The organism is Kitasatospora sp. NPDC022856 (genome assembly GCF_055561235.1).
In genome coordinates, this window is the sequence record NZ_JBVHHE010000059.1 from 22,536 (window position 1) to 33,728 (window position 11,193).

Here is an 11,193-nt window from a genome sequence, read left to right on the forward strand (position 1 = left end):
CCAAGGTTGGAGGCCGGCCGTCAAGGGGTTCTCCAAGGTTCGGGGCCCGGCATCAAGGAGTTCACCAAGGTTGGAGAACACCTTGACGGTCACCTTGGTCTGGGCCGTTACGTGATCGTTGCCGCAAACGGGGTGGATCGCCAAGGGATCCGCCAAGGTGTGCGGGGTTCCCTTCGGCGACCGCGCGGGGCACTCGGCCCCGCGCCCGCCGAAGGGCACCGTGATGACCGACACCACGAGCACAACCAGGCCGACCAAGACGGGGCGCAGGGCGCGGACCGGTGCGGAGCCGGACAGCGAGGCGCGGGAGGTCGAGCTCGCCTGGGCCGTGCTCGCCTCCTTGTTCCAGTTCCGGATCGCCACCGCCGAGCAGCTGCGGCAGTTGCACGCCCCGGATGTGAGTGTCGAGAAGATGCGCGGCCGGCTGCGGCGGCTGCGGGACGAGGGGCTGGTGACGGAGCTGGTACTGCCGCAGTCCGGGCGGGCGAAAGGCTGGTTCCTGACCGAGCACGGGGCCCGGATCGCCGCTGCCTTCCCGGAGCTGGCCGAGGTGCCGGCGCCGCGGCTGCCAGGGGACGCGATGGCGTTCAAGTACACGCTGTGGCACCAGCTGGCGGTGGTGTACACGCACCTGGCGTTCCTGGACGACGCCCGGGCTCGCGGGGACGGGTACGGGCCGTTCGACTTCATCCCGGAGGTCACCCACCGCTTCGCCGAGGGCCGGGACGGCTCAGTGCGCCCGGATGGCCTGCTGTACTACGGCGTCAGCGAGCCGGACGACGGAATCGCGCGGCTGCGGGCGTTCGTGGAGGTCGACCGCGGCACGATGGGCGCCGAGCGGCTGGCATCGAAGCTGCACACCTACGCCCGCTACTGGTCGACGAAGACGCTCCCAGCCGGGACGCGCGCGGGCACCATCGAGGCCGAGCAGGGCGGCCGGGTGCCGCTGTGGGAGCGCCGGTACGTACGCTTCCCGCGGCTGCTGTTCGTCCTCACCGGCACCGGCCAGGTTGGCTTCGACAACCGGGTCGACGAGCTCCAGATGCACGCCAAGGACCGGCACGTCGCCAAGATGCTCAAGGCCGTCCCGGCCGCTGCCGCCGGCCTGGAGGCCCTCCAGGAGTACGGACCGACCGGCAAGGTCTGGTACCCGCTGGCCGACCGCCAGGCCGAACCGCTCGGCTTCCACGAACTCACCCTGCCCGGCAACGCCGGCTGACCGGTCCGCCTCGCCTTGATGGCCGCCCCGGTACACCCGGGGCGGCCATCAAGGTGTCCCGGCCGGGCCGGCCGCCGGGCCGTCAGGGTGCGCGATGTCAGCACAGGGTTGATCGCTTCGTTCCGCCAGCGCGGAACGATCCGCAGGACGCACGGCGGTATCAAGGACCGCAGTGCCGCTGCCACTTTCGCACTACCTGGCCAGTCACTCAGTCGAGGTCGGCGGATGCCAGGGCCACCGCGAGCACCAGGTACGGGACGGCTTCCAGGCACTGCTCGGCCATCATGCTGGGGTCGGACGCCGTGCCCGCGTCGGCCAGCGCCAGCAGCCCGGCGCCGATGGCGGCGTCGAGCGCCGCGTCCAGGACCTCGGCCGCGGTGAACTCCCCGCCGGCCACCAGTTCACGCACCAGAGCGACGACCTGTTCCGGGTCGGCTCGCCAGAGTTCGGCGACCTGGTCACCGGCGCCCGCCAGGTCGATGACCGCGCTCTGTTCTGCGGTCGGAAGCGGCACGGGCCAGGACGCTCCGGGCTCCTCCACGATCTCCTCGGCCCGCGCCAGCGCCACCCTCGCGGCGCTGGTGCGCTGGGTCTGCTCCCGCTCCCGCGCGACGGCGGCCGGCCACCGCGCGTCGTCCTCGGCCCGGGCCGCCTCCAGCAGCGGGGCGGCGGTGCGGCTGAGGTAGACGACCGGCAGCGGGTCGACCACGACCGTCTCCTGCCCGGGCGGGGCGTCGGCGACGGGCTGGTACAGCGCGGCCGCCGCCGTAGCGCAGGCCCCGACCGTGGCGGTCAGGGCGGCGATCAGCCGGGCTGGCGGCGTCGGCGTGCGGGCAGGTACAGGCGGGCGGGAATCGCGGTCACCCCCGCACTATGCCGCGCCGCACCCGCCCGCGACGTCCGTTCCCGAACACCGAGCGGCAGGTCAGCGCCACTGGTAGGACGCGCCGGTCATCGCCGGGAGCAGCAGCGGGCCGCCGGCCCGGGCGGTGTCGGGCCGGACGGCCTGGACGAGGACGGCGGCGACGTCCGGGTACAGGTGGACGGCGGCTGCGTCGGCCACGGGCAGCCAGACCACCGGCGCGCGGTCCGGGTCGTCCTGCTCGACCGGGGCGACGGCCGCCACCAGGTGGTCGGGCAAGTGGGCAACGTAGACCAGGTGCCGGCGCCGGAACGGCTCCGCTTCGCCTGGCCGCTCGGTGTCCTGGTCCTGGACGAAGCACAGCACCGGCGGCTCGGGCAGCACCGCCAGGTCGAAGCCGAGCTCCTCGAGGAGCTCCCGGCGCAGCGCGTCGGCCGGTTCTTCGTCGTCCTCAAGCAGGCCGCCGGGCAGCGAGTGCTGGAGGCCTGCCTCCCGCTGGCGACGGATCAGACACACCTCGCCGTCGTGGACCAGGACCGCGCACACCCGCACCCGCACCGGTCCGCTCCCCAGGCTGGTGGTCATCGCCGGGCCCAGGCCGGGCAGGCCGGCTCATGCCAGGTGGTCCGGACGACGACACCTCCGGGGGTGAGGTGCTCGCTGGACCTTCTCTGCACCAAGAGGATGTGGGTTCCGATGCTGGGGGGATCAGCCGCCAGCTGGCTTGAGGTCGAGCACGACCATCTTGTCCATCCGGTAGCTGTCGAGATCTGGGTTGTGCCACGACTCGCCTGCACGGATCTGGTGGAACCTGAACGTCGCGTTGGTTTCGTTGACTCCGACGATGCAGCGCACCGGGCCTGGGCGGTCCAGTTTGGTGATGAGCTGGCGGAACTCCATGGCGAATGCGATCCCGTGAAGGAGAAGGATTCGCTGATCGTCCTCCGAGATCTGCGGGGCGTCGTCGATGATCTGAACATCGACGGGGACGTGGTCCTCCAGGTGGAAGGAGCTGTCAGCGCACTCCCAACCCGTGAGGTCTCCGAAGAACGAGGGAGCGCCGTTGGCGTTGCCCGTCGAGTTGGCCCAGGTGAGTACACCTCCTCGGCGGGTGATCCCTTCCGCGAGCAGGCCACGCAGGCCAGGGGCAAGGTCACCGGGCGGCGTCAGGATGGCCCCACCAGCAAGCACGAGTATCTCGGCCGCAGCATCGTTCATTGTCAGCGACAGCATGTGGCTCATGATCGCAGTCAACGGCTGAACGCATTGCCGAATAAGCGGCCCGTGATCTCGCCCATCACTGCCATGGCTGGCGGTGCCCGATGATGACGGTCGAGCAGCTCGCGACGTTGGCGACGTTCGGCTCGGTCTGGGCCGTGCTGGCGGTCGGCCACAACCTGGCGGACCACGTCTTCGGCCAGAGTGACCATCAGGCGGCGAACAAGGGGGCGCCGACGACGGAGGACGTTGCCGCCGGGGCAAGCCCGCGGCGGGGCTGGGCCGCGTGCTTGGCCCACGTCGGTCAGTACCACCTGGTCATGGCCGCGTTGCTGGCCTTGGTGTGGCTGTTCGTCCCGCTGCCGCTGACCGTGACCGGGCTGGCGGCCGGGTTCGTGTGGTCGGCTGGCACCCATGCCCTGCTGGACCGACGGTGGCCGGGTTCGTGTGGTCGGCTGGCACCCATGCCCTGCTGGACCGACGGTGGCCGGTGCGCTGGCTGCTGCAGCACACCGGCTCGCCGGCGTTCGCCGATCTCCGGTCAGCCGGTCTCAATGGGCTCTATTTGGCTGATCTTCTCTGCACCAACGCCGCGTCAGGTCAGCTCAACGAATCGGTGGACGCGAAAGGACGTGAGGCGGTCGGACTCGATGCTTGCCGAGTCCACTCGGTAGCTGCCGGCGCCGAGTTCAAGAACAGTGCTGTCAGTGAGTGTCCCGACCTCGGTGCCGAAGTAGGCGGCGTCGAACATGACGAGCTCGCCCGTGGTTTTCAGTACGGGTCCTTCTTCCCACTCGGCGGTGGGAAGTCCGGCCAGGACGATGTCAGCGACGCCTTCCTCGCTTTCTGCGTAGCACCAGCGGACGAGGACGCGGTGCTCGGGAAGGTAGGCGGTGGAGAGCGGTTCATCCCCGAGGACAAGCGCCTCGGCGTCGCCAGGGAGAGCGAGGACACCCACCAGTTCCACCACCTCGCAGGCCCGGTCGTAGTCGCCCTCCGTTCCCGACCAATGCGACAGAGCATCGCGAGGAACCACGATGAACGGGCCGCCCTCCGTCTCCAACCACGTCAAGGACATGCCGCCTCCAGCTCCAAGATCTCCGTTCCGTCGCGACAGCGTATGCGCCGGATCGGACACCGCAGCCTCGCGCCCGCGGCGGCGGTCGGGGGTGCGCGGTGACCAGCATCGAAGAGCTGACCACACTGGCGACGTTCGGCTCGACCTGGGCCGTGCTGGCAGTCGGTCACAACGTGGCCGACCACGTCTTCGGCCAGAGTGACCACCAGGCCGCAAACAAGGGGGCGCCGACGGCCGAGGACGTGGCCGCCGGGGTGAACCCTCGCCGGGGATGGGCCGCGTGCCTGGCCCACGTCAGCCAGTACCACCTGGTCCTCGCCGCGCTTGCGGTGGTGGTGATATGTGCGTGCCGCAAGATGGTCTGCACCTCCACCAGCGTCAGCTCCGGGTCCCGGGCCAGGCGGGTCGCGGCAGTGTGCCGCAGGTCGTGCAGGGTCCAGTTCGCGCCGATCGCCTCGTCCGCGCGCTGGATGATGCGGCGAGCCGCCCAGTAGGTGAGCGGCCGGCTCTCGCCCCGGCGAGTGCGCCAGACCGGCATCCCGTCCGGCGGCAGTCCGGCTTCTTCCAGGTAGGCCGCGAGGTAGGCCAGAGCCTGCGGGGAGGCCGGAACCGGCTGCCGGGCCCGGGTGCCCTTGGAGATCACCCACAACTGGCCCTTGGTCCAGTCGACGTCGCCCAGGCCAATGCCCAGCAGTTCCGAGGCACGGGCCCCGGAGGAGACGTAGCAGGACAGCAGGGCCTGATCCCTTGCGCAGCCCATCTGCGCGATGAGCGCGTCCCACTGCTGGTCCGGCATCGCCCGCGGCTGCCGTACCGACACCTTCGGCCGGAGCCGGCCCCGCCTGTGCTGGACGCGGGCCTCGATCGGGGAGCGGTGGGCCAGAGCTGCGCGGCGGGCCCGGTTCTCCGGGACCGGGTTGAGCAGCGGGCCGCAGCCGAAGTGCATGTGGAAGGCGTAGAAGCCGTGCACGGCCGAGAGGTTGTGGGCGATGGTCGCCGGCGCGTACCCAGCCCGAAGCAGCGGCTTGCCGGTCGTCGGATTCACCGAACCAGGTCGGAAGCCGCCCTGCTTGCGTTGCCGCTGCGGGTTGCGGGCCGAGCGGAGCCAACCCACCAACGCGGCGGCCTCCGCTTCTGTCGCCTGTTCCCAGCCCACGTCCAGGGCCCACAGCACCCGGTACCACCGCAGCAGGTCGAAGCCGTAGCTGCGGCAGGTCAGCGGGCTGACATCGCCCAGCATCCGGTCTCGCAGGTAGCTGCTGACAGGGGCGACCTCCCGATCGGCCGCATCCACCACCAGCCACGGAAGCGACGGCGCGGGGCCCGCAACCACAGCCCCCACCCGAGGCAGCCGTGCTCGTCCGTCAATCAGATCTCGATGAAGTGAAGGAGTGTCATGCACCAAGGCCGACCCGTTGCTGGTGCTTCGCGATCTGTTGGGCCACTCCACTGTCCTGACGACGGAAAAGTACCTCCGGCGCCTGGACACGACCCGCATCTACCGCGAGGCATACGACGGCTCCGGGGCGGCGGCCGGGCTGACCTGCGACGCGGAGGCTGACCGCGAGGCCGCGGAGGAGTTCGACGACGGCATTGAGGACGGGCAAGCCTGATGCCGACGATGCTCATCGACGAACCGCTCGGCATCACCTGCGTCTTCAGCGACGGCAGCCACGCAGAGTTCTCTCTGGACGGCCTGCCGAACCCACAACTGGCCCGGGACCTGGCCACGGGGCTGGTCGACCTGATCCATCCGCACGGCACCGCGGACTCAAGGGGCACGGTCAACCACTACATCCAGTCCCTGAGGCAGATGGTGCTCACTCTCGCCGAGCGGGGTTTCACCGGCGGAGCCGGCCAGCTGCGGCGGGGCCAGCTGGCCGAGTACTGGATGGGCAGCACCGGCCCGCGGGAGGCGACCAGCCGCGCGATGGTGCGGGCATTCGCCCAGGTCGGTGGCACCCTCGCGGACGGAGTGCTGGACCTGGCGACGGGACGGCCCTACAACCTCCAGCCGAACCACCATCAGCTGCCGCCCTACGCGGAGGAGGAATGGGCCCGGCTCACCGAGGTCTGCCGGGCGCTGGCCGACGAGTCGTACGCCGCCCACCGGCAGGCCCTCGCCGCGCTGCCCCGAGGACGGCGCCCCCGCAAAGGGGACTGGAACGTGGAGAACCAGCGGTGGCTGCTGGCCCGAATCGGCCCGGTCTCCGCACCGCGATTCGCCGCAGAGCTCGGCATCACGGAAGCCGCGCTCTGGCAGCGGGGCGGGTTCCTGCAGGCCAGCGCCGACCTGTTCCCCACCCACAACATGCTGATCGCCTACCGGCTGCTGTTCGGCATCTACTCCGGCATCGTGCCCGACGGCATCGACGACCTGGTCACCGATGACATCGACTGGGCCGGGGACTCCACGGTCCTGCTCTCCTACATCAAGGGCCGCACCGCGGCCGAGAGCACGGCCCTGCCCCGCCGGGCCGTGCGGCTGCTGGAGCAATGGCTCGCGCACTCCGCCCTGCTGCGGAGCTTCACCGGGCCCGAAGAGCGGCGGAACCTGTGGCTGGCCCAGAGCAACCCGGGGCGATTCACCGTCGTCACCGGATCCGGTGCCCGCGCGGCCGTCCAGCGCTGGACCGTGCGCCACGGGGTGCTCGCACAGGACGGTGGCCCGCTGAAGATCCACCGCTCGCGGATCCGCACCACCCATCTCGCCATGCGCGACAAGGCGGGTTGGACCGGCAGCGGCCGGGCCACCATCGATCCGAACCACACCCCGGCCGTTGAGGGCGACCGCTACCTCACCGCCACCACCCCGGCCCAGCAGCACGCCGTCGAGGCAGTCATCGAGGACGCCCAGCACGACATGCTCCGACGCGCGCACCCGCCCACCGTGATCACCGAAGAAGACGCCGCCCTGCTGGCCGCCGGCTATCCGCTGCTGGTCGCGGCCATGGGCCTGGACGACTCGGCGATCGCCGAGCTGGTCGGCGGGCAGCGGGACGTGTTCACTGCGGCTTGCGGAGACCAGCTCTCCGGGCTGCACGGGCCCAAGGGCAAGCCCTGCCCGGCCCGCCCCTGGGTCTGCCTGCTCTGTCCGCTGGCCGTGTTCGCCCCGCGGCACGCGGTCAACCTGCTGCGGCTCAAGGCGTTCTTCTCCCGGCAGTGGCAGCAGATGCCCGCCGCCCAGTTCATGGCCGTCTTCGGCCCCTACGCCGCCCGAATCCAGCAGGTCCTGGACCGCTTCGAGCCCGCCGTCCTGGCCTCGGCAGCCCGCCACGTCGAGGACCAGGACCACGAACTGCCCCTGCGGCCCGAGGAGATGACCGCATGACCACCGCCCTCGCCACCTCACCATTCGACGGTCGGTCCGCGGTCTTCGCCGGTGCCGACATCTGCCGCGAAGCCGGCCTCACGCTCCCCGAGGGAACCCGCCGCCCGCTGTTCGAGGACGATGTCTGGGACTTCACCGACGTCGTCGGCCTGCCCGTTCAGATGTCACTCTCCATCCGTCGCTTCGTCTTCACCGCCATCACCGACCCGCAGTGGCGGCTGGTCGCCAAGGAACTCATCCTGGCCATGCTCGCCCCGCGCCACCAGGCCGTCGCTCCGCTGCCCCGGGCCCATCGCACCACCCTGCACCTGACCAGCTGCGCGGGCCGGCTGGACGAGCTCACCCGGTTCTGCCAGTGGCTGTCCGGGAACGGGGTGTAGAGCCTCGCGCAGATCGACACCCGGGTCTGCGACGCCTACATGGCCCACCGGCGCTACGTGCTCGACGAGCACGGCGCGGTGGTCGGTGAACAGAGTCCGGGAACCCGGCGCTCGGCCGCGCAGGTCGTCGTCGACCTGGTCAACTACCGCGAGCTGTTCACCGCCGACCGGGTTTCCGCCGACCTGCGGCCCTGGGGCGGGGCCACCGCCTCCGCCATCGCAGAGATGCCCTGCGGCCGGACGGAGAACAAGACCCAGCCCGTCGAGGCCGCCGTCCTGCAGCCGATGCTCGCCGCTGCCCTCTTCCTTGTCTCCTACATCGGCCCTCACGCCGTCGAACTCGCCCAGCAGATCCGACAGGCCGACCGTCTCTCCTCCGTGAAGGCGCCAGGACTGCGCAAAGCCGGCCGCGCTCCAGTGAGCGAGTTCGCCGCCCTGCTCGCCCAGTACGAGCGAACATGCACGCCGTTGCCGATGCTGGCCGACCACCACATCGCCGACCGCCTCGCCGACGGCTGGTCTCCCCAGGACCCGCTCCTGCCGGTGGCCACGGGAGTTCTGGCCCGTCAGGCCGGAGTGACCCAGTTCTGGGCCCGGTGGATGCCCGCCTTGCGCGACCCTTTGGAGCACGCCGTCGCCGCGGTCGGAGTCGCGGCGGTCTTCGCCCGGGACGCCGCCGAGATCACCACGGCGGACTCCTCGTCCGTCCTGCCCTGGAGCCCGCCCCTGCACCGCCTCCAGGCCGTCGCCATGGTCGGCATCGTCCGCACCGCCGCGATGATCGTGCTGGCCACCGCCTCGGGAATGCGGGCGAGCGAGCTGATGGAACTGCGGATCGGCTGCCGCCTTCCAATCGAAGAGCCTGTCCCCGGATTAACCCGCTACCGGATCGCCAGCAAGATCGTCAAAGGCCAGCCCCTCGGCGGGACCGACGACGAATGGGTCGTCATCGAGCCGGTCCATCGCGCCATCGAACTCGCCGAACAGCTTCACGAGGCCCCCGAGAACGGAGCCCTGCTCTTCGGCCGGTTCTCCTTCACCGTCCGCTACCGCTGGTTCCGGAACTGGGTCAACTCGCAGGTTGGACAACGGATCGGACTCGCGCCGATCCCCGAAGGGCCCGTGAATCTGAGGATGCTCAGGCGAACTCTGGCCTTGGAGATGGCCTACCGGCCCGGTGGTGTCCTCGCGACCAAGATCCATCTCAAGCACATCGCGGTCGCCACGACCGAGGGCTACAGCTCGCGCCCCGGCGGAGCCCAGGCCGAACTGCTGGCCGAAGTCAACAAGTACGAGAGTGACCGCAACCTGGACCTGGTCCTGACCGAGTTCCGCAACTACCAGCAGGGCATCCTGCCCGCCGGCCCGGGCGCCCGCAGCCTCACCGAGTTCTTCGCGAGCATCGACGAGAAGCTCGAACCGGCCGCAGCACCAGCGCCCAGGACCCAGCGCAGTGACCGGGACGTGCTGAACCTGCTGACCAAACGCGCGAACACCCTCCACGTCGGCCCGGCGAACTTCTGCTGGTTCACCGACCCCTCCCGCGCCCTCTGCCTCAAGCTCGCCGGCACCCCCACCGCCGACCGGCCGCTGGTCGGTATGTGTGACTCCGCCCGGTGCCCGCAGGCCACCCACCACCCCTGCCACCGGCCGGTCTGGGCCGAACATGCCGAACGGACGAAGACGTTCCTCGGGGACCTGGGTAAGACCCGCAAGACAGAACGCTCCCGCCTGCAGCACGACTACGACCGGGCCCTTCGAGTCGTCGCCGAGATCGACGCGGCCACCCTCGACCAACCCGACGAGGACTCCGTATGAGGATCACCGCAGCACAACGGAACGAGAACGAGAACCGCATCCGCGCTGCCATCGACCGGCTCTTACGCGGAGAGATCCCGCCCGACGGCAAGTGCGACGTCAAGACCCTCGCCCGCGAAGCCACCGTCGACCGCACCGCCTTCTACGGAACCCGCCCCTATGCCCACCTCCGCACCGAGTTCGAGCGACGCCTCCAGATTCTGCAGCAAGCAGGGCACGTCCCCGACCCGCGCGAAGCCCAGATCGAGCGGCTCAAAGCCGAGATCACCACCCTGAAGGAACGGCTGGCCCGCGCCGAAAACGTGAATGAAGAGCTGAGCGACTTCCGCACCCAGGCCCTTGCAAGGCTCGCCGCCCAGCACGAAGAGATCCTGCACCTCCGCGGGTCAGCGGCGACGGCCAGTCGCGTGACTCACCTCCCGACGGGCCGAACCACAACGATCGGATCCTGCAGTTAGGCAACCATCCCGACCCCCAGCACCGACAGCAGCGGATGCGATGATCGTCCGAATGGTCGGGGACGGCGAACGCGAGGAACTGACAGCCTGATGAACACACCCGAACCGCTGACCGACGAAGAACTCGCCGAGATCGAGGAACTCGCCGAGGCCGCGACCCCCGGCCCCTGGCACGTCCGCCAGCTCGACGACGACTTCGCCATGAGCCTCGTCGCGATCAGCACCGTTCCCGACACCGGGCTCGGCGAACGCTGGCCAGCCTTCGACCAGCACCAGATCGTGGCCGCCACCCTCGTCCAGCAGCCACGCTACGTCGACGTCGCAGACGAACGCTGGGACGAGAACGCCCGGTTCATCGCCAGCGCCCGACGGGACATCCCCCGGCTGATCGCCGAGATCCGACGCCTCAACCACCTACTCGAAGCCAGGGAACAGGACGCCGGAGCGAGCTGACGCGCACCGCAGCGTCTTGGAGAGATCATGTTCAACGACATTCACGGCCTCACCCCTGAACGATCTGCCCGCCTTACCTCTCTGGTCGAACAGAGCTTCCCCATGCTCGACCAGGAGGGAGGAATGGAGGCCGTCCAACGCTTTCTGCGCGATCAGGAGGCCAGCATCATCGACTCCATCGTCGTCACCCACGAGTTGCCGGCGCAGGCCCCGGCTCCCTGAGGACCGCGAAGGAGATCGTCCTCACGAGTGCTGCACGGACCATCGAGCTGAAGGAACATTACTGAGGATTTCGGGTTGTCGTCGGGTAGTGACGGTTCATGATCCCTGCGGTATGCCGTTGGTGTGAGGTATCCGGAGGGTGGGGGCCTGACCG

General features: G+C 70.0%; 13 protein-coding genes. 8 read left to right on the top strand and 5 right to left on the bottom strand.

Annotated features, from left to right (window positions below; all coding sequences use genetic code 11):
* Positions 1 to 223 precede the first annotated feature (223 nt).
* The gene (locus ACZ34W_RS35555; RefSeq protein WP_465610170.1) at positions 224 to 1,219 is read left to right on the top strand and encodes a replication-relaxation family protein; all 996 of its coding nucleotides are present in this window, start codon (positions 224 to 226) and stop codon (positions 1,217 to 1,219) included.
* Between the two features lie 208 nt (positions 1,220 to 1,427).
* On the opposite strand, the gene ACZ34W_RS35560 is transcribed toward ACZ34W_RS35555, so the two are convergent.
* From ACZ34W_RS35560 to ACZ34W_RS35580, 5 genes are all read right to left on the bottom strand, one after another.
* Positions 1,428 to 1,928 (bottom strand): hypothetical protein, encoded by a 501-nt coding sequence (locus tag ACZ34W_RS35560; RefSeq protein ID WP_465610172.1) that lies wholly within the window; start codon positions 1,926 to 1,928, stop codon positions 1,428 to 1,430.
* Between the two features lie 216 nt (positions 1,929 to 2,144).
* The gene (locus ACZ34W_RS35565; RefSeq protein ID WP_465610174.1) at positions 2,145 to 2,666 is read right to left on the bottom strand and encodes an NUDIX domain-containing protein; all 522 of its coding nucleotides are present in this window, start codon (positions 2,664 to 2,666) and stop codon (positions 2,145 to 2,147) included.
* Positions 2,667 to 2,789: 123 nt separating this feature from the next.
* The gene (locus ACZ34W_RS35570; protein ID WP_465610176.1) at positions 2,790 to 3,323 is read right to left on the bottom strand and encodes a hypothetical protein; all 534 of its coding nucleotides are present in this window, start codon (positions 3,321 to 3,323) and stop codon (positions 2,790 to 2,792) included.
* A 571-nt stretch (positions 3,324 to 3,894) separates the two neighbouring features.
* Positions 3,895 to 4,377, bottom strand: coding sequence for an Imm21 family immunity protein (locus tag ACZ34W_RS35575; protein WP_465610178.1), 483 nt, complete (start codon positions 4,375 to 4,377; stop codon positions 3,895 to 3,897).
* A 166-nt stretch (positions 4,378 to 4,543) separates the two neighbouring features.
* Positions 4,544 to 5,671: a tyrosine-type recombinase/integrase gene (locus ACZ34W_RS35580; protein WP_465610180.1), complete on the bottom strand. Its 1,128-nt coding sequence runs from the start codon at positions 5,669 to 5,671 to the stop codon at positions 4,544 to 4,546.
* A 97-nt stretch (positions 5,672 to 5,768) separates the two neighbouring features.
* On the opposite strand from ACZ34W_RS35580, the gene ACZ34W_RS35585 reads away from it, so the two are divergent.
* The 7 genes from ACZ34W_RS35585 to ACZ34W_RS35615 all read left to right on the top strand — a co-directional run bounded on the left by ACZ34W_RS35585 (position 5,769) and on the right by ACZ34W_RS35615 (position 11,039).
* Positions 5,769 to 5,990, top strand: a complete 222-nt coding sequence (locus ACZ34W_RS35585; RefSeq protein ID WP_465610182.1) for a hypothetical protein — start codon at positions 5,769 to 5,771, stop codon at positions 5,988 to 5,990.
* On the top strand, positions 5,990 to 7,708 hold the full coding sequence (locus ACZ34W_RS35590) for a hypothetical protein (protein WP_465610184.1): 1,719 nt from the start codon (positions 5,990 to 5,992) through the stop codon (positions 7,706 to 7,708). Before ACZ34W_RS35585 ends, ACZ34W_RS35590 begins: the two co-directional genes overlap by 1 nt.
* The gene (locus tag ACZ34W_RS35595; protein WP_465610186.1) at positions 7,705 to 8,088 is read left to right on the top strand and encodes a hypothetical protein; all 384 of its coding nucleotides are present in this window, start codon (positions 7,705 to 7,707) and stop codon (positions 8,086 to 8,088) included. Before ACZ34W_RS35590 ends, ACZ34W_RS35595 begins: the two co-directional genes overlap by 4 nt.
* 39 nt (positions 8,089 to 8,127) lie before the next feature.
* Positions 8,128 to 9,906 (top strand): site-specific integrase, encoded by a 1,779-nt coding sequence (locus tag ACZ34W_RS35600; protein WP_465610188.1) that lies wholly within the window; start codon positions 8,128 to 8,130, stop codon positions 9,904 to 9,906.
* Positions 9,903 to 10,364 (top strand): hypothetical protein, encoded by a 462-nt coding sequence (locus ACZ34W_RS35605; RefSeq protein WP_465610190.1) that lies wholly within the window; start codon positions 9,903 to 9,905, stop codon positions 10,362 to 10,364. Before ACZ34W_RS35600 ends, ACZ34W_RS35605 begins: the two co-directional genes overlap by 4 nt.
* A gap of 90 nt (positions 10,365 to 10,454) precedes the next feature.
* Positions 10,455 to 10,817: a hypothetical protein gene (locus ACZ34W_RS35610; RefSeq protein WP_465610192.1), complete on the top strand. Its 363-nt coding sequence runs from the start codon at positions 10,455 to 10,457 to the stop codon at positions 10,815 to 10,817.
* Between the two features lie 27 nt (positions 10,818 to 10,844).
* Positions 10,845 to 11,039, top strand: a complete 195-nt coding sequence (locus ACZ34W_RS35615) for a hypothetical protein (RefSeq protein WP_465610194.1) — start codon at positions 10,845 to 10,847, stop codon at positions 11,037 to 11,039.
* Positions 11,040 to 11,193: the final 154 nt, after the last annotated feature.

Bases quoted from the DNA above. Each gene is read 5' to 3' on its own strand.
- ACZ34W_RS35555 (WP_465610170.1), top strand. From the start codon at position 224: ATGACCGACACCACGAGCACAACCAGGCCGACCAAGACGGGGCGCAGG.
- ACZ34W_RS35565 (WP_465610174.1), bottom strand. From the start codon at position 2,666: ATGACCACCAGCCTGGGGAGCGGACCGGTGCGGGTGCGGGTGTGCGCG.
- ACZ34W_RS35570 (WP_465610176.1), bottom strand. From the start codon at position 3,323: ATGAGCCACATGCTGTCGCTGACAATGAACGATGCTGCGGCCGAGATA.
- ACZ34W_RS35575 (WP_465610178.1), bottom strand. From the start codon at position 4,377: ATGTCCTTGACGTGGTTGGAGACGGAGGGCGGCCCGTTCATCGTGGTT.
- ACZ34W_RS35590 (WP_465610184.1), top strand. From the start codon at position 5,990: ATGCCGACGATGCTCATCGACGAACCGCTCGGCATCACCTGCGTCTTC.
- ACZ34W_RS35595 (WP_465610186.1), top strand. From the start codon at position 7,705: ATGACCACCGCCCTCGCCACCTCACCATTCGACGGTCGGTCCGCGGTC.
- ACZ34W_RS35600 (WP_465610188.1), top strand. From the start codon at position 8,128: ATGGCCCACCGGCGCTACGTGCTCGACGAGCACGGCGCGGTGGTCGGT.
- ACZ34W_RS35605 (WP_465610190.1), top strand. From the start codon at position 9,903: ATGAGGATCACCGCAGCACAACGGAACGAGAACGAGAACCGCATCCGC.
- ACZ34W_RS35610 (WP_465610192.1), top strand. From the start codon at position 10,455: ATGAACACACCCGAACCGCTGACCGACGAAGAACTCGCCGAGATCGAG.
- ACZ34W_RS35615 (WP_465610194.1), top strand. From the start codon at position 10,845: ATGTTCAACGACATTCACGGCCTCACCCCTGAACGATCTGCCCGCCTT.